Genomic DNA, 17,149 nt, shown 5'->3' with positions numbered 1-17,149 from the left:
CTCCAACCAGTACCTGAAGTGGTAGTGGTTTTTTTGTGTTTTAAAATCAGTATAAGCATATCCTCTGTTAATAATTATCTATCTCATTTAGAGATTTGAAATAGAGAGGTGATTCATTTATCAGCCTCTCTATTTTCTGCATAATGGAAAATATATAAACTTCTATTTAGACATCCGTGCCTAAAGTAAGCCCCCCATCTACCACAATTTCAGCACCGTTACAATAAGCACTCTCATCAGAGGCAAGAAAAGCGGCTACCTGCGCTATATCATTAGCCTGGCCCAGTCTTCTTAATGGAATTGCGTCAGCTTCATTTATATTCAAATTACTGCCGCTCACCATGTTCGTCTCGATAACACCCGGATGGATGGAGTTCACTCTGATTCCTTTTGGTCCTAGTTCGATTGCTGCAGATTTAGAAAGGTTGGAAACAGCTGCTTTTGAAGCTGCATAAGCAGCTGCGTTATTGATTGGCGCAAAAGCAGAGATGGACACATTATTAACAATGGACCCTTTCTGCTGTTTTTCCATATAAGGCGCGACTGCTTTTATTCCCATAAAAACACCGAGCTGATTCACATTGATTAGCTGTTGGAAATCTTCCACAGATGTATCTAACAAAGTTTTTTTAATGAAAATACCGGCATTGTTAATAAGTACATCAATTTTATTGTAAGCTTCGATAATAGATTGGACAGCAGCAGTCCAATCGGCTTCGTTTGTCACATCTAATCGAACAGGAAGACTTTGATTCTTTCCGATTTCTGTGGAGAGTGCTTCAGCATCCTCAAAACTTCTGGCTCCTACTGCAACTTTTGCACCGAGTGAAGCGAAGTGTTTAGCAATACCTTTCCCTTGTCCACGATTTGCTCCCGTTATAAGTACGACTTGATCTTTTAAATTTGGCATAAATACTCCTTTACTTTGAATTATTTTCAATTAGAATTTACCACTGTCCGGCAATCTGAAAATATCTTCTTTCATGATTGGAAAGAACAAAGAACCAGAACGTCAGGTAAATAAAATTTCTTTTAAACGATTTTCTATCAGCAACAGAAAATCATTTTGCTATACAAAGTTTATTATATGATTTTATAGCTATTGATTAACTTACCTGTAAAAGCATATGCAGTCAATGAATAAGAATCATTATCCATTTTAATTTTGAATAAATTTATTCCTTTTTAATAAAAAGGGTTTTATTCAATTCATTTATGTGATAAAGTATAGGAAATTCTAAAAATTCCATTTTTAAAAGGAGGATCATATTGCAAACGCTTAATTTTGATTTGAAACCAAAGGTGAAAGAATTTCTTGAAGAAAATATTGGACTTTATATCAATGGAGATTACATTGAGGCAGCAGCAGAAAAGAAATTTGATGTTTTAGATCCTGCTACGGAGGAGAGAATTGCTCAGGTTTACAAAGCAGATAGAGATGATGTTGATCTTGCAGTAAGAGCAGCAAGGAGAGCCTTTGATAAAGGTGATTGGACTAAAATGAAAGCGTCTTCCCGTTCGCGCATTATCTATAAATTGGCAGATCTTCTTGAGGAAAATCGTGAAGAGCTGGCTCAATTAGAATCACTGGATAATGGCAAGCCTTACAAAGTAGCTTTAACGGATGACGTGGATGGCACTATTGAGCATTTCAGGTATTATGCTGGCTTTGCTACAAAGATTCAGGGGAAAACAACGAATGTTTCGCCGGAGTATATTAATTACACCGTACATGAGCCAGTGGGAGTAGTCGGACAAATTATCCCATGGAATTTTCCACTATTAATGGCTGCTTGGAAGCTGGGATCGGCACTTGCAGTTGGCTGTACCGTTGTGATTAAACCAGCAAGTGAGACGCCTTTGTCATTACTTTATATCGCAAAATTATTTAAGGAAGCAGGCTTCCCGGACGGCGTTGTCAATATTGTTCCAGGGTCAGGCAGAGAGGCCGGCGAGGCAATTATTACCCATCCGCTGGTAGATAAAGTAGCATTTACCGGATCAACCAATGTCGGGAAAGATGTGATGAAGAAAGCTGCTGATCAGCTGAAGGGCGTTACGCTGGAATTAGGCGGGAAATCACCTAGCGTTATTCTCGAAGATGCCAATATTAAAAAAGCAATAGAAGGGGCATTCTCAGGCACCATGTACAACCATGGCCAAAACTGCAGTGCCTGCACAAGAGTATATGTACAAAGAAGCATATATAACGAAGTTTTGCAAGGGCTTTCAGAGGAATTGGAGAAAATCAAACTGGGACATGGTATGGATCCTGCGACAGATATGGGGCCGCTTGTATCTAAAAAACAACAGCAGACAGTACTTGATTACATTCAGTCAGGTATAGAAGAAGGTGCAAGATTGATTGGAGATAACACTCCGGTTTCTGATAAAGGATTTTTCGTTAAACCAGTTATTTTTGCTGATGTGGATGATGATATGACCGTTGCCAGAGAAGAAATCTTTGGACCCGTTATGACTGTACATGTTTTTGATTCGGTAGAAGAATGTATTCGAAGAGCAAATGATAGTGTGTATGGGTTGGCGGCAAGTGTATGGACAGAGAATATCAGACAAGGTCACTATATTGCCGGTAAGCTTCAGGCAGGAACTGTATGGATCAATGATGTCGGACAAGAGTGGGAAACTATGCCATTCGGAGGCTATAAGCAATCAGGCATCGGACGGGAAATGGGCGGAGAATATGGTTTAGAGAACTATACAGAAGTCAAAAGTGTTTATGTAAATATAGAACAGGAAGAAAATAACGAATAAAAAAGAGGAGGGGTTTTGTTATGACGAAACCAACAGGAATGATTCCAGCATTACCTACACCGATGAATGAGGACAATAGCATTAATTATAACGGAATTGGGGAAGTAATCGACCATCTTATTGGTAATGGAATTGAAACGATATTAGTGGGAGGAAGCACTGGTGAGTATTCCCTAATGAGCTTGGTTGAGAGAAAAGAAGTTATTAAGTATGTTTGTGAAAAAGCAAGCGGCAGAGCGAAAGTAATGGCAGGTACAGGCTGTCATCGCTTAGAGGATACAATCGCACTTACAAAATTTGCATCGGAAGCAGGAGCGGAATGGGCGTTAGTCATTAACCCTTATTATATGCAAACAAGCGAGCAGGGGATTGTTGATTATTATAAAGCTGTTGCAGAGAATTCGGATATCGGCATTGTCATCTATCATTATCCGGAAGCAACGAATGTGTCATTAAGTCCGGAATTACTTTATGAGATAAGTGAAATTGATGGCGTTGTAGGAATAAAAAATACAGATGATCAAGTTCATACTGTTAAATTATTAGCGCTTACAAAAGATAATCCCAATTTTTCTGTATTAACTGGATTTGAGCATCTTATTGTTCCGACATTAGCGATTGGCGGACATGGAACGATTGGTGTCGTTCATAATTTAGTTCCTGCGGAAATGGTGCGTCTATATGATTTGATAGTAAATGAAAACAATATTCAAGAAGCTATCGCATTAAATAAAAAATTGATGCCTTTATACAATGCGATTGAGGAAGAAGTTATTCCAGGAACGGTAAAAGCTGGGTTAGAAGCATTAGGCTTGCCGGGCGGAACAAGCAGGTTACCTTTAGTACCAGCGTCAGAAGCATATCAGCAAAAAATCAAGAACCTATTATCAGATGTAGGTGTACTAAAAACGGAGGAAGTAAAATGAAAGATGTAGTAATCATTGGTGGGGGACTTGCCGGGCTGTCTGCAGCCTGGCGTCTGAAACACCACGATATTTTAGTATTAGAATCAGAAAATCGTATTGGCGGACGCGTACACTCGGAACGGCGGGGGGACTACTGGTTGAATTGGGGAGGACATCTATATGCCGGGCCAGGTTCAGCAACTGATGAACTGCTGAAATCAGTAGGTGTCGTATCCTCTCCTGTACCTGGAACATTAACAGCGATGTCTTTAAACGGGAAGCTGCTTTTAAAAGGCTCTGTTGAGATGTATCCGTTTAGGGCTCCGATGTCATGGAAATCCAGATTCGCTTTGATACGGGCTGGTGCAAAAGTGCGTGCAGCTGTTATCAGATATGGACAGATAGCCAAGAGAAAACCTGGAGAAGATTACAGAGTACAGCAGCAGCGTATTTTAGAATTTATGGGCGACCGGACTTTTACCGATTTTACCGGTAAACTACCAACTGATGCAGATTCCATTTTTAGACCTACAGTCAGCCGCTCAACGGGCAGTCCGGAGACAATTACAGCAGGATCAGGTGTAGGGTATTTCCATACCGTATGGAATAAAAGTGATGGACTTGGAAGAAATATTGATGGAGGACCGTCAACGCTTACAGATACCATTGCAAAAGAGTTGGGGAAAAGTGTTCAACTAAATGCAAAAGTGATAGAAGTGGTTCAGAAAAAAGATTCGGTTGAAGTAAAGTACACACAAAATGGAGTGGAGTATGTCGTGGAAGCCCGATATGCTGTGCTTGCTACCCCTGCTCCAATAACTAGGAAAGTAGCTAAAAATATTGATGATGAGCTTGGGCGTGCGCTCGATAAGGTAACCTATGGTCCGCATGTGAGCGCTGCATTCCTGACGGACGAAACAGAACCGCAAGTTTGGGATAATGTCTATTCTTTTGCGACACCTAAAAGGGCCTTTGACATTGTCCTTAACCAAACAAATCTTATTCGGGCAAGAGAAACAAAAAGACAGCCGGGCAGCAGTATTATGACCTTTTCTCCTGGAGAAAGCGGAAGCCGCTTAATTGATAAGCCGAAAGAAGAAATCATTGATATTATATTGAAAGATTTAGATGATATATTTCCCGGCATTAGTGTTCATGTAGTGGAGGCACGGGTAAATAAGTATCCATTTGGGTCTGCTTATATCTTCCCGGGACGCGCAGAGATACAGCCCACTTTAATGAAACCAGATGGCCGCTTATTTCTGGCTGGGGATTATTTAGGCTCAACTTATACAGAAACAGCTGTTCAGTCAGGATTTACTGCGGCACAAAATATTAATAGCCTTCTGGGAACGGAGTCTAATAGCAAAGTAATAACATTCTCAAATGTGCAATCAGAGGTATATATGGCTGACGGTTCATGATACATTGCTAATCTACGGTATATAGCTTATTTGTAATACATGATTCATTTGTGACAACAAAAACCGTGTATTACAAATCTTTCTTTTTATTAAAAAGGTAAACCACAATTCTCGTAATGTAAACGCTTACCGAAGAGGTATATATATATGTATGTTTACATAAGAGGGATTTAAGTTGGGAAGGGAGAACATATGAAAAACATATTAAAAATCAGCAGTGCTTTTACAGGGGCAGTTTTAGGCGCTGGCTTTGCTTCCGGACAAGAGATTATGCAATATTTCACAAGCTTTGGTCAAGTTGGAATCCTTGGAGCGATTGCCGTATCAATTTTGTTTGGTATTACCGGAATGTTATTAGTAAGTATCGGGTATAAGCTAAAAGCTATTTCTCATATGGAGGTTATCCGCCAGCTCAGCGGGCGCTATTTGGGTATGGGATATGACATTGTTATTATCTTCGTATTGTTTGGCATTGGATTAGTGATGCTAGCTGGATCTGGACCTATTTTCAGTCAGCAGTGGAATATCCCGACATATGTGGGGACGATACTTATGTCTGTGCTGGTACTGATAACGATTATGACAGGGGTTAAAAAAGTTATCCAAGTGCTTGCAATTGTGACACCGGTATTCCTGCTCGTCATCATCTTTGTAAATATTTACAGCTTGATAACGAGCAATAATTCAACTGCAGAGATGGAAGCAATTGCATTGCAGCAATCTTCTGTTACAAAACATTGGTTTTCTGCTGCCTTTAACTATCTATCTGTAGTCACCCTCACGAATGCAGCGATGCTATTTATTATGGGAGGCAGTGAGACCAATGGAAAGCAGGCTGCAATCGGCGGTTTTCTTGGCGGAGTGCTTTGCGGTGTATTAGTACTTATCAGCAACCTGGCTATTTTTCAAAATATAGATAGCGTTGCATCTCTGCCGATGCCTACGCTGGGGTTGGCAACCCAAATTTCTCCGCTATTAGGAGTGGTATTCTCTGTAGCTTTATTTGGTATGATTTTTAGTACGGCAGTAAGTATGTTTTTCTCTTTCAGTTCACGCTTTTTTGAGCCAAAGACGAAAGGATTTAACGTATTCAGCGTCATTGCTTTAATTGTAGCAAGCAGCTTAAGCATGTATGGTTTTTCTGAATTGATTTCTATCGTGTTTCCGATTGTTGGCTATCTGGGATATATTTTTATGGTTATCCTTATAGTTGGAGCTTTTCGGATTAAGTCAAAGCCAAAGAAGGTTCCAGGGAAAACAGAGTTGAAAATAGCGAAATAAGAAGCTGTTACTTTATTTACAGATGGAGCTCTCTCACCTGAAATGTTAGTCATGACGTATGCCTCCTGATAAGTTATAATGTCCTATATGCACGGATCAGATGAATGTATCTATGAAATGTATGGATATGTTATCTATAAAGAGGACGATTTTAGGGAGGAAAATGGTATGGCGGACAACAATCAATCCTTACTAGAGGAAATGATTAACTTGAAGGACAGCTTACCTAAAAGGCAAAGATATTTGTGTAACTTTATCTTAAAAAACTATCAATCTTTGGGTTTAGTTACTGTAAAAGAGCTCTCTCAAGAATCAGGTGTAGGAGTCTCGACAGTGATGCGGACAATCCATTCTTTAGGTTACAGTAATTTTAATGATTTTAGAAAGGATGTTTATGACGAGTCCCTAACTGAAAAAACAAACTCAAAATGGAAATTAAAGGACTCCCTTTCCGATGTTCCAGAAAACAAAGAATATGAACATACAATGGTGCAGATGTGTAAGGAGTCCGTAAATTTACTGGACAAATCGTTAAATGAAGAACTATTGGAAAACTTTGATAAAACCATTGACATGATGAGCCGGGCGGCCTGCATAAATATCTTTGGTACGAGACCTTATAAGGCCGTTGCTCTTTATTTTGAACAGTTAATGGGAGAATTTTATCCTAAGTTAAGGCAATTAAGTCATGATTCTGAAATTGTTTTTGATAAGGTCTTGCAGCTTGAGAAAGATGAAGTATTCATTATTTTTGCTTTTGAACCGTATACGGAGCGGATTATTCAAGCAGCTAAGGTAGCAGCCGATTTGGGAGTTCCAATAATTTTAATCACGGATCATATATCCTGTCCAATTATAAATGATGCAACGACAATTTTAAAAATCGAAGTAAGTCAAGATAAATTTTCTATTGTACCAACAATCGCTTTAGTAGAAGCGTTGATAGTTGAATTCGGAAAGCGTTTTTCAGGTGATTTTATTAAGAAGCTGAATAGATTGGAAGAAACACTAAAAGAACATAAGGTGACTTTTTCTAATTAGTTCTGCCGGCGCTCTTAACATCTATTTTATAATTAGATAAAACGTAGTAATTGTTTTCAGATAGAAGCTGTAGTGTTAAATAAAATCGGGTGATATTTTTGTCAGTCGTTGCCTGATTTTATTAGCGAGCTTCGTTAAAGAGAAACATGTACATATTTTATGAGCTGAACCGGTATCAAAAATGGATTGAGCATGCTATTATTATTCGGTAACGATCTGATTTTCATCATTAATATAAGAGGTTATTTGGGTATAGAAATGCTTGAACCTCTTCTATCAAAGTAGCATTCCATCTCGGAGGAGGGATAATAATTGAAACAGGGAACCATTAATCTACTATTAGTTATCACAATTATATGCATATCCTTATCGGCAATACTTGTGAAATTATCGGATGCACATTCTACTGTCATGGTGATGTATCGGATGTTTTTAGCATGTGTATTAATTTTTCCTATGGTTTTTAAATATCGAAAATCATTTTTAAAGATAAACAGGAAAGAGTGGATAGCCATTGTGTTTGCCGGGATTTTTCTGGCGGGTCATTTTGGGTTATGGTTCGAATCGTTAAATCATACATCGGTGGCAAGCTCTACATTAATTTTAGCGCTGCAGCCTGCCATTGCTTTAATTGGCGGTCTGATTTTCTTTAAAGAAAAGCTGGATATACGTATCGTAATAGCAATGGGAATTGCTTTTATAGGTGTCGTTGTTGTTGGGGGAGGCAGCTTAGGAAGCGGCAGTTCCGCTTTGCTGGGAAATATTTTATCCTTCCTGGCTGTTGTTTCTGTGGTGCTTTATTTAATGATTGGTCAACGAAATGTAAAATCGATTAATCACTGGGTATACAGCTTTTTAGTATTTCTGGTAGCAGGGGTTGCAGTTGCTGTGTTTAATCTTATTGGCGGAATAGCATTTACAGGTTATACTGCAAATGATTGGCTGGTCTTTGTCATGCTGGCTATCTTCCCGACGGGAGCACATATTATTTTTAACCTGCTGTTAAACTATGTAAATACAACGACAGTTTCTATGAGTACATTGGGAGAACCGGTTGGTGCTTCTATCCTGGCTGTTATTCTGTTACATGAGATGCTTACTCCTGTAGAGATGATAGGCGGCGTACTGATTATTGCCGGGATATTTTATTTTCTGCGGCTGCAAGCTGGATCGAAACAGCCTGTGCCAAAGGAACCGGAAACAATATATAATGAATGAGAGGGTGGACATTATTTACGTTCATCCTTTTTTAATAATAAAAGACTGGAGGAGTGTATCATTGAAAGAAAATAATGTAAAAAAAGCAAGAAAAATCATTGAAAAATATGATATATACAAGAATGATCCAATCCAGGAAATCCAATTGGCTCACCGGATCCAGCTGGTCGAAGCTTTTGATATAAAAGAGGGGATGCATGTGCTGGAAATAGGCTGCGGGCAAGGAGACACAACGATTGTGCTTGCAGATGCAGTCGGGGAAAGCGGAAGGATAACGGCTATTGATATTGCGAGTAAGGAATATGGAGCGCCATTAACTTTGGAGGAGGCGGCTGATCGAATTATGCACACTTCCCTTGGAGATAGAATTACCTTTCATTTTGAAACGGACTTTCTAAACTTCGAGGAAGAAACAGTCTTTGATGCAGTCGTTTTATCGCATGCTTCCTGGTACTTTGAAAATGAACAAATTCTTATTAATTATATAGAGAAAGTAAAGGCGGCAGCGAATCAAGTCTGCTTTGCAGAATGGGATCTGGATTATACAAGAAGCGGGCAAAGGGCACATTTTTTAGCAGCATCCTTATTGGCGCTTCACAGCAGTCAAATCGGAAATGGGGGAAATATTCAATGCCTGTTTGGGAAGAGACAAGTGAAAGAAATTCTGGAGAAAACGGGATTTCAAATAACCGGGGAGATCATTATTGACGCGGCATTTCTTCAGGATGGAGGCTGGGAGATCAATGAAGCAAATGATGTCCGGGCTGATTTTGATAAAAATGGGGGAGCTTATCAATCTTTTCTCGATATTTATTATCATTTAATGAATCATCAGCAAGAGGAAGCGGAATCACTGGATAGCTTTGTTATCTGTGCGAAGCGTTAATAGATTTGCTGTAATGGATAAGGAATATTCCTCATAAAATATCAAAAATAAAAATCATTGACAATGAAATGAAATCGTTTTACAATATTGTGTAACGGGTTACATAAATCCGTTTTAAATTTATAATTATATGTAACGGGTTACATATTTTAATAGAAGGAGGAATGTTATGGCGACTATTCGAGAGGTTGCAAAGCTTGCCGGCGTATCTGTTGCTACTGTCTCCCGTGTTATGAATAAGAATGGATACATCAATGAAAAAACAAAAGAAAAAGTAGAAGCTGCGATTAAAGAATTAGATTATCGGCCCAATGATGTAGCCAGGACTCTTTTTAAGGGGACATCTAAAATGATTGCATTATTTGTACCGGATATTATGAACCCATTCTTTCCTGAATTGGCTCGGGCGGTGGAGGATACTGCAAATAAGTCAGATTACACCTTTATTCTTTGTAATACAGATAACGATCGGGAGAAGGAAATGAAATACCTGCATGCCCTTTTGCAAAAAACAATTGGCGGTGTGGTAATGGTTTCGAGCTCCATTCCTTTGGAAACGCTAAATAAAGTAAACGTTCCAATTGTTGCGTTAGACAGGGGAATTGCAGATATGATTTCTGTTACGGTTAATAACCGGACTGGAGCAATAGACGCTGTGCGGCATCTGCAAGAGTCAGGCTGTAAAAGGATTGCGCATATAAGTGGTCCGGAAGATACAACAAGCGCAGCAGAACGTAAAAAAGGTTACCTGGAAGCTGTGGAACAAGAGAATTGGTTTTCGGAAGATTTTATTACCTCGGGAGAATATACCTTTGAGGGCGCCTATCAGGCAGCAAAGGAATTAATAAAAAAACATCCTGAAATTGATGGCATTTTTGCTGCAAATGACTTAATGGGAGTGGGCGTTTTAAAGGCTGCTGAAGCTTTGAATCTGCGTGTTCCAGAAGATTTATCTGTTATTGGATTTGATGGGATTGAATTAGGAAAAATAACAACACCGGCACTGACAACGATGGGTCAGCCAATCTATGAAATTGGACAGCGGGCTGCTGAAATAATTATTGACCGGATGGAAAATAAACGGAAGGAAATTACTTCTGAACAATACACTGTTCAATTAATCAAAAGACAATCAACAAAGTAAGGGAATGAATTATATGAAAAATAATCCAAGAGTCTGTGTTGTCGGAAGTATCAATATGGATATGGTGACAACAACGGATAAAGTGCCTGAACAGGGAGAAACGGTTCTTGGAGAATCGTTTACAACCTATCCCGGCGGTAAGGGAGCAAATCAGGCAATTGCAGCAGCCAGGCTGGGAGCAGAGGTTGTTATGGTTGGAGCTGTTGGCGATGATGCATTCGGAAAAAGCTTGAAAGAAAGATTTCGTAATGAAGGAGCTAATGATGAAGCAATTATTACTGTTCCTCACGAATCAACGGGTGTAGCAACCATTATTCTTTCTGATGGGGATAATCGAATTATTGTTGCTCCAGGCGCTAATAAATATGTAACACCGGAAATGGTGAAAGATAAACAGGAAATGATTCTTTCCTGCGATATCATATTAATGCAATTTGAGATACCGATGGAAACGATTGAGTACACGGTAGAGCTTGCATATAAGCATGGAATTCCTGTTGTTATTAATCCGGCCCCATATAACAAGGTTTTGGAGAATGTTGTAGAAAAAGCAACATTTATTACACCGAATGAATCAGAGCATTCGGCGATGAAGCAATCTATAGATACTTCAGCTATAAGAAAGAAGATTATAGAGACAAGAGGAGAGCAGGGTGTGGCTTTCACATTGGCGGATGGAGAAGAGAAAACGATTTCTTCTTTTCAGGCAAAGGTAAAAGATACTACCGGAGCAGGAGACACCTTTAACGGAGCCTTTGTAACAGAATATGCAAAAGAAAAAGATATAGAGAAGGCAATTGAATTTGCGAATGCGGCAGCCTCTTTAGCTGTAGAGAAAATCGGAGCTCAGGAAGGAATGCCGGTAAGAGCAGAGGTTATCAAAAGAATGAAGACTCGCTAAAGCAGAAAGGTTTTCTCTCTGGTAAGCACAGTATTTATATAGAAGAAAGATGCAGGAAATTGTTGAGCTGGAAGGGAAAATGTCCTGCTAATTATAAAAATATGTTTTTAAAAGCATTGAACAAAATTCAACTTAGAAAAATATTGGAGGAATTGTCATGAATAAGAAGCCAGTTATTATTGATACAGATCCGGGAATTGATGATGCAGTTGCATTAGGTATTGCATTATACAGCGAAGAACTCGATGTCCGCTTGGTTACAACAGTAAATGGAAACGTCAGCCTGGATAAAGTTACGTATAACATGCTCCGATTAATGAAATTTTTTGATAAACAGGTTCCGATCGCCAAAGGGGCGGTAACTCCATTAATCGTTGACCCTGTCGATGCCAGTGACATTCATGGAGAGACAGGCATGGATGGTTACGATTTTGAAGAAGCCGATGAAAGCCTCCTTTTAGATGAACATGCTGTAACTGCAATGAAGAGAGAAATTCTGACAAGCGATGAACCAGTGACACTTGTGCCGATTGGGCCATTAACAAATATTGCATTGCTATTTAGAACTTATCCGGAAGTAAAGCAGAATATTAAAGAAATTATCATGATGGGTGGATCAACAGGCAGAGGGAATTCTTCAGTAATGGCTGAATTCAATATTTATGCTGATCCAGAAGCTGCTAAAATTGTTTTTGCGAGCGGTGTACCTATTGCTATGGCTGGATTGGATGTTGGTCTGAAAGCACTTGTTTACCCGGAAGACAGTGAAGTTTTAAAAGATATGAATAAGACAGGAAATATGATCTATCATTTGTTTAAAAAATATCGGGGTGGAAGCTTCAACCAGGGCTTGAAAATGTATGACAGCTGTGCAGTTGCTTATTTGCTAAAACCCGAGCTGTTTGAAGTAGCGTATTCCTATGTCGATGTTGAATTAGATGGTGCTTTAACAAAAGGAACAACCGTTGTTGATTTAAAAGGAAAAATGAATAAAACGCCAAATGTAAACGTTTGTGTTGATATTGATGCGAAAGAATTTAAAAAATGGTTTATGGAAAGCATTCAAAAATGTAATTAAGTATTAACCATTCTTCGGAGGGAAGACATCATGTTGGATAATCTTATTATGTACGGTTCAGCTATTTTAGCTGTTGTCGTCATTGTTTATATGTTAATCAAGAAAATGGATATTAAAATTGCCTTATTTTTAATGGGGATTGTTCTGTTGCTGATTAGCTTAGCAATGGGGAAAGATATTGTATTTCAGGACTTTCAGTCAACTGGCTCAGCACTGCTCGATCCATTACAAGTAATTGTCGAACAGTTCAAAGCCACACTAAGCTCAGCCGGGTTAATTATTCTTATTCTTGGAGGATACACTGCTTATATGTCTTCCATTGGTGCGAATGATTTAACCGTTCAAGTATTGACAAAACCTATTAATAAAGTAAAATCGGTATATTTTCTTGTTCCGCTTACGTTTTTACTTGGAAACGTTTTATCTTTGGTTGTTCCAAGTGCATCGACTTTAGCGATTCTGCTGCTTGCAACCTTATATCCTGTTTTAAAACAGGCGGGGATGTCTACGTTAAGTATTGGTGCTGTTATTGCCACCTCAGCAACTATCGTACCGACACCGCTTGGCAGTGATAATGTTGCGATTGCGGAGGAACTTGCTAAATATCCTATGTTTAATGATATGACAGTAACACAATATGTATTTAGCTATCACGCTCTTGTATCGATTCCTACCATTTTATTTATCGCATTGGTTCATTATTTCTGGCAAAAAAGAATGGATAAAAAAATGACGGAAGCAGAGTCAGAGGAACAGGTAGAATTAAAGGATATTGAAAAGGTAGAAGGCAGTAAACTTTTTAAAACGGTTTATTCGATTTTGCCAGTATTTCCAATTATTATTTTACTCGTATCCTTTATTATTGAAATGACAACCTCTACTGCGGTGGCTGTTAATGTTGAAATTGCTGTGTTAATTTCATTTATCCTGGCAATTGTCTGTGAATTAATTCGTCATCGTAAGGCGAAAGAGGTCTTTGCAAGCACAGAGAAATTCTTTACAGGTATGGGTAATATGCTTCCTGTAGTAGCTTTACTGGTTGCCGCTTCTGTTTTTGTTGCAGGCTTACAATCGATAGGGTTGATTGACACACTGCAGGAAGCAATGCAAAGCACACATGGCGAAGGAAACGGATATATCTTGCCGCTTATTTTAGTAGCTGTCACAGCACTAATCGTCTTATTGAGCGGAAGCGGTATTGCCTTATTCTTTGCAATGGTTCCGTTGGTTGTACCACTTGCCGAAGCAGCAGGTATTAGTCCAGTTGCTATCAGTGTTCCAATGGGAATGGCAGGAAACTTATTCCGGGCCGTATCTCCTGTAGCTGCTGTTATCTTAATTGTAGCTGGAACGTTAAAACTAAATCCAATTCATATTATTAAGCGTACTTCCGTACCAATGATAGCAGGTGTTATATTTATGTTCGTGCTATCAATGATTCTTTTCTTATAAAAGTATTCATACAAAAAAGCTGCTTTCAAGTCGAAAGCAGCTTTTTTGTATAGGTGTTGCTGATATCAATACGGAAAATATGAGTGAAAAGCAGTTTTATTCAATCTTAATTCCACCGTTACTTGTATGGGCTTTAATCAACGTTTCTCCATTACCGTATGTGATATCCCAATCCTTAGAATCGAATACACGAATGGATCCGTTATTTGTACGTAAATCAAAGGTGGCATTTTCAGGTTTTTGATCAGAAATAATAGCGATTTTTCCATTACTTGTTTCTAGTTCCATTGGATAATCAAATCCTTTTGTAGCAATAGTTATCGCTGCATTATTCGTTTTTGCTGTAATTTCCCCGGAAATATTCTGCAAATCAACTTTACCATTTGTCGTTTTTACATTTGCATTTCCTTGTATAGAATTCAGAGTCAGCTTTGCATTATTAGTATTTGCTTCCACTTCGCCAATGATATTTTCCAAGGAGATTCTTCCATTTGAAGTTCTAACATTTGTATCTCCCTGTACATTATTCAATTTAATTCTTCCGTTGGATGATTGCATATCGAGTAAGGAAGTTTCTATATTTTCTCCTTCAATCCTTCCATTGCTTGTATGAAACTGTAACGCATCAACCTGCAGATTAACAGCAGCAATTTTTGTATTTGTTGTTTTCACATTTATTTTATCTATTATATCCTCAGGTACAAAAATATCTAATGTAGCTTTGGAATGAAACAGAAAGTCTAAATCGAAGAAAGAGAAGGAGGTCTCTTCAATTTGAATCATTAATTTACCCCCATCAACCGATGTATGGAGCTCTTGATCTTTAATCTTTTTCCCCGTTGCAGTATATTCTGCTCTCGGGTTTTCACTGTTAGCTGCTTGGAGCCGTATTTCTGTATTTTCAGCATCCACTTCAATCTCATTTATTTCATTGGCATCGATAGGGATAGATTCGGATTCTTCATAGGAAGCAGATTGCTTGTAAGATGAAAAGGTGGCAACCATGCCAATAATTCCAATAAGAAGCAGGAAAACCGCTAAAATGATAATTCTTTTTCCTTTTATCATGCTCGTTCCTCTCCTTTCGCTAAACGGACATTGAATGCAATATATTTAAAAAATATGCGGATTGCGGCATTTGTAACATAATTTATTACTATAAAGATTAATAACCCCAATCCTGCCAGTGTAATGGAGCCAAATAGTTCAAATGGATAAAAAGATTCAGGATGGATAATCCATTGAACACCTGCTATAAAAAGCTGTGCAACAAAAGAAAAAGCAACAATCCATATGCCCAGAATCGTCCCGGCAATTCCAATAGAAGGGCCTAGGACAACAATAAGATTGAAGAAAAAGAGTCCAATAATTATGCCTATTCTGGGGAATTGCTTTTGTTCAGAATGATTTGCCGGCACTTTTTCATATTGTTGTGTAGACTGCAGGTCTTTCGCAATCTGTTGTGGAGACCCCAGTGAACGAACAATCTCTTCATCTGTTTTTCCTTCTGCCCGCCCCATTTCAAAATGCTCTTCAAAGTCTTGGATAATCTCTTTTTGATCTTGTGGTGATAAGTTTCTTAAGTAGTAGCGAAGTTCTTCTAAAAAATCTAATTTATTCATTATTCTCCTCCTTCATTAACGAATCAACGCCTTGCGTGAATTTCTCGTATTCTTCTTTAAGTTCCAGGAGGTAATCTTGCCCTTCATCTGTTAAATGATAATATTTTCTGCTCGGTCCTTCTGTGGACTCTCTAAGATAAGTTGTACAATACCCCTGTTTCAATATCCGGCGAAGCACAGGATAGACAGATCCTTCTGATATTTCGATTTTATCCGTAATACGTTTAATCAACTCATATCCATAAAAGTCTTGTTTATCAAGCAGTACTAATACACATAGTTCAAGAACCCCTTTTTTTAATTGTGCAGTCACTAAAGTCACCCTCTTTATAGGTTAGGTAATAAGTTGATTCATTTTACTATAGCATTTTGTTCAGTACTATTCAATAACAAGTAGTGATGTTATTATTTTATGATTTAATATACTTCTATAGAAGTACGTATTCAAGAAGTACGATGAAAAGAGCTAAGAGGATTAAGGCAGTGCAGATGGAGTAACAGTTTTAAAAGGCTGAGTAATTGCAAAGGTTTTAATAGAAGAGAAAGTCTAAAAGAGAGAGGCTGTTATAGATAACGATTGAAAAATTGCATAGGAATTGGCAGCTTCATTTTGCTTCAATAGTGAACGATGGTTGCAGTGTTGGAAGTTCAGGTGATTTTCACTTTATAATATATAAGGTTAAAAGTTTGAATTTCCGGATTGAAATAGCTGTCAATAATAGAAAGTGGATCTTTTTTTGAAAGAATAGTTTGATTATATTTTTTTGAGGATTTCCCCTTGCATCAATGATAAGGACATGCTATAGTATTAAAAGTCGATTGATTATACAAGCGATCGAGAGATTGATTGGGAAATTAATTATATAAATTTATTGCATTGATTTAAGAGATGTGATAACATATAAAAGTTCGCTTTTAATGCGCCCGTAGCTCAATTGGATAGAGCGTTTGACTACGGATCAAGAGGTTAGGGGTTCGACTCCTCTCGGGCGCGCCATCGGGAAGTAGCTCAGCTTGGTAGAGCACTTGGTTTGGGACCAAGGGGTCGCAGGTTCGAATCCTGTCTTCCCGACCAGAAGAAATTTAAAATTTTCATTTATATAAGCGGGTGTAGTTTAGTGGTAAAACCTCAGCCTTCCAAGCTGATGATGAGGGTTCGATTCCCTTCACCCGCTCCATTATCAAAATGGGCCTGTAGCTCAGCTGGTTAGAGCGCACGCCTGATAAGCGTGAGGTCGGTGGTTCGAGTCCACTCAGGCCCACTCAATAACTTGTTTAAAAAGTTGTTGACATTGTTTTTGAAATATGATATATTATTTTGGTCGCTGTTTTTAAAAGCGACAAAGAAATTGCTCTTTGAAAACTGAACAAAACAACCAGTACGAAAGAAGAAAAACACCTCGTTTTTCTTGAATATTTAAG

Annotated in this window: 15 protein-coding genes and 4 tRNA genes; 15 read left to right on the top strand and 4 right to left on the bottom strand. The window is 38.4% G+C overall.

Annotation, left to right across the window (positions count from 1 at the left end):
• Positions 1–166 precede the first annotated feature (166 nt).
• Positions 167–910 (bottom strand): SDR family NAD(P)-dependent oxidoreductase, encoded by a 744-nt coding sequence (locus IEX29_RS19630; RefSeq protein ID WP_188736446.1) that lies wholly within the window; start codon positions 908–910, stop codon positions 167–169.
• Positions 911–1,269: 359 nt separating this feature from the next.
• Between IEX29_RS19630 and IEX29_RS19625 the strand changes: the two genes are divergently transcribed.
• From IEX29_RS19625 to dcuC, 11 genes are all read left to right on the top strand, one after another.
• On the top strand, positions 1,270–2,775 hold the full coding sequence (locus IEX29_RS19625; protein WP_188736444.1) for an aldehyde dehydrogenase family protein: 1,506 nt from the start codon (positions 1,270–1,272) through the stop codon (positions 2,773–2,775).
• Between the two features lie 20 nt (positions 2,776–2,795).
• On the top strand, positions 2,796–3,701 hold the full coding sequence (gene dapA, locus IEX29_RS19620; protein WP_188736442.1) for a 4-hydroxy-tetrahydrodipicolinate synthase: 906 nt from the start codon (positions 2,796–2,798) through the stop codon (positions 3,699–3,701).
• Positions 3,698–5,104: a flavin monoamine oxidase family protein gene (locus tag IEX29_RS19615; protein ID WP_188736441.1), complete on the top strand. Its 1,407-nt coding sequence runs from the start codon at positions 3,698–3,700 to the stop codon at positions 5,102–5,104. The genes dapA and IEX29_RS19615 overlap by 4 nt, the downstream gene beginning before the upstream one ends.
• A 192-nt stretch (positions 5,105–5,296) precedes the next feature.
• Positions 5,297–6,385, top strand: coding sequence for a YkvI family membrane protein (locus IEX29_RS19610; RefSeq protein WP_188736439.1), 1,089 nt, complete (start codon positions 5,297–5,299; stop codon positions 6,383–6,385).
• Between the two features lie 168 nt (positions 6,386–6,553).
• Positions 6,554–7,426, top strand: coding sequence for a MurR/RpiR family transcriptional regulator (locus tag IEX29_RS19605; protein WP_188736437.1), 873 nt, complete (start codon positions 6,554–6,556; stop codon positions 7,424–7,426).
• 312 nt (positions 7,427–7,738) lie between these two features.
• Complete coding sequence (locus IEX29_RS19600) at positions 7,739–8,644, top strand: DMT family transporter (protein WP_188736436.1); 906 nt, start codon at positions 7,739–7,741, stop codon at positions 8,642–8,644.
• Positions 8,645–8,705: 61 nt separating this feature from the next.
• Entirely contained in the window at positions 8,706–9,530 is an 825-nt protein-coding gene (locus IEX29_RS19595) for an SAM-dependent methyltransferase (protein WP_229720303.1), read from the top strand.
• 169 nt (positions 9,531–9,699) lie between these two features.
• Positions 9,700–10,674, top strand: a complete 975-nt coding sequence (locus tag IEX29_RS19590) for a LacI family DNA-binding transcriptional regulator (RefSeq protein WP_188736432.1) — start codon at positions 9,700–9,702, stop codon at positions 10,672–10,674.
• 13 nt (positions 10,675–10,687) lie between these two features.
• Positions 10,688–11,575, top strand: coding sequence for a ribokinase (gene rbsK / locus IEX29_RS19585; protein WP_188736430.1), 888 nt, complete (start codon positions 10,688–10,690; stop codon positions 11,573–11,575).
• 157 nt (positions 11,576–11,732) lie between these two features.
• The gene (gene rihC, locus IEX29_RS19580) at positions 11,733–12,653 is read left to right on the top strand and encodes a ribonucleoside hydrolase RihC (protein ID WP_188736429.1); all 921 of its coding nucleotides are present in this window, start codon (positions 11,733–11,735) and stop codon (positions 12,651–12,653) included.
• A 30-nt stretch (positions 12,654–12,683) separates the two neighbouring features.
• Positions 12,684–14,105 carry a C4-dicarboxylate transporter DcuC gene (dcuC, locus tag IEX29_RS19575; protein ID WP_229720302.1) on the top strand — a complete coding sequence of 474 codons (1,422 nt, stop codon included), beginning with the start codon at positions 12,684–12,686 and terminating at the stop codon, positions 14,103–14,105.
• Between the two features lie 96 nt (positions 14,106–14,201).
• On the opposite strand, the gene IEX29_RS19570 is transcribed toward dcuC, so the two are convergent.
• The 3 genes from IEX29_RS19570 to IEX29_RS19560 are packed head-to-tail and all read right to left on the bottom strand — an operon-like array spanning position 14,202 to position 16,040.
• Positions 14,202–15,173: a DUF4097 family beta strand repeat-containing protein gene (locus tag IEX29_RS19570; RefSeq protein ID WP_188736427.1), complete on the bottom strand. Its 972-nt coding sequence runs from the start codon at positions 15,171–15,173 to the stop codon at positions 14,202–14,204.
• Entirely contained in the window at positions 15,170–15,727 is a 558-nt protein-coding gene (locus IEX29_RS19565; protein ID WP_188736425.1) for a DUF1700 domain-containing protein, read from the bottom strand. The genes IEX29_RS19570 and IEX29_RS19565 overlap by 4 nt, the downstream gene beginning before the upstream one ends.
• The gene (locus tag IEX29_RS19560) at positions 15,720–16,040 is read right to left on the bottom strand and encodes a PadR family transcriptional regulator (RefSeq protein WP_188736423.1); all 321 of its coding nucleotides are present in this window, start codon (positions 16,038–16,040) and stop codon (positions 15,720–15,722) included. The genes IEX29_RS19565 and IEX29_RS19560 overlap by 8 nt, the downstream gene beginning before the upstream one ends.
• 607 nt (positions 16,041–16,647) lie before the next feature.
• Between IEX29_RS19560 and IEX29_RS19555 the strand changes: the two genes are divergently transcribed.
• The 4 genes from IEX29_RS19555 to IEX29_RS19540 all read left to right on the top strand — a co-directional run bounded on the left by IEX29_RS19555 (position 16,648) and on the right by IEX29_RS19540 (position 16,989).
• A tRNA-Arg gene (locus IEX29_RS19555) sits at positions 16,648–16,724 on the top strand.
• 1 nt (position 16,725) lies between these two features.
• Positions 16,726–16,802, top strand: a tRNA-Pro gene (locus tag IEX29_RS19550).
• A gap of 29 nt (positions 16,803–16,831) precedes the next feature.
• Positions 16,832–16,905: transfer RNA gene (locus IEX29_RS19545), tRNA-Gly, on the top strand.
• A gap of 10 nt (positions 16,906–16,915) precedes the next feature.
• Positions 16,916–16,989: transfer RNA gene (locus tag IEX29_RS19540), tRNA-Ile, on the top strand.
• The last annotated feature ends 160 nt before the right edge of the window (positions 16,990–17,149 follow it).

This window comes from Oceanobacillus neutriphilus (assembly GCF_014645515.1).
In the GTDB taxonomy this organism is placed as follows: domain Bacteria; phylum Bacillota; class Bacilli; order Bacillales; family Amphibacillaceae; genus Oceanobacillus; species Oceanobacillus neutriphilus.
This window is presented reverse-complemented; position numbering and strand designations above follow the sequence as displayed.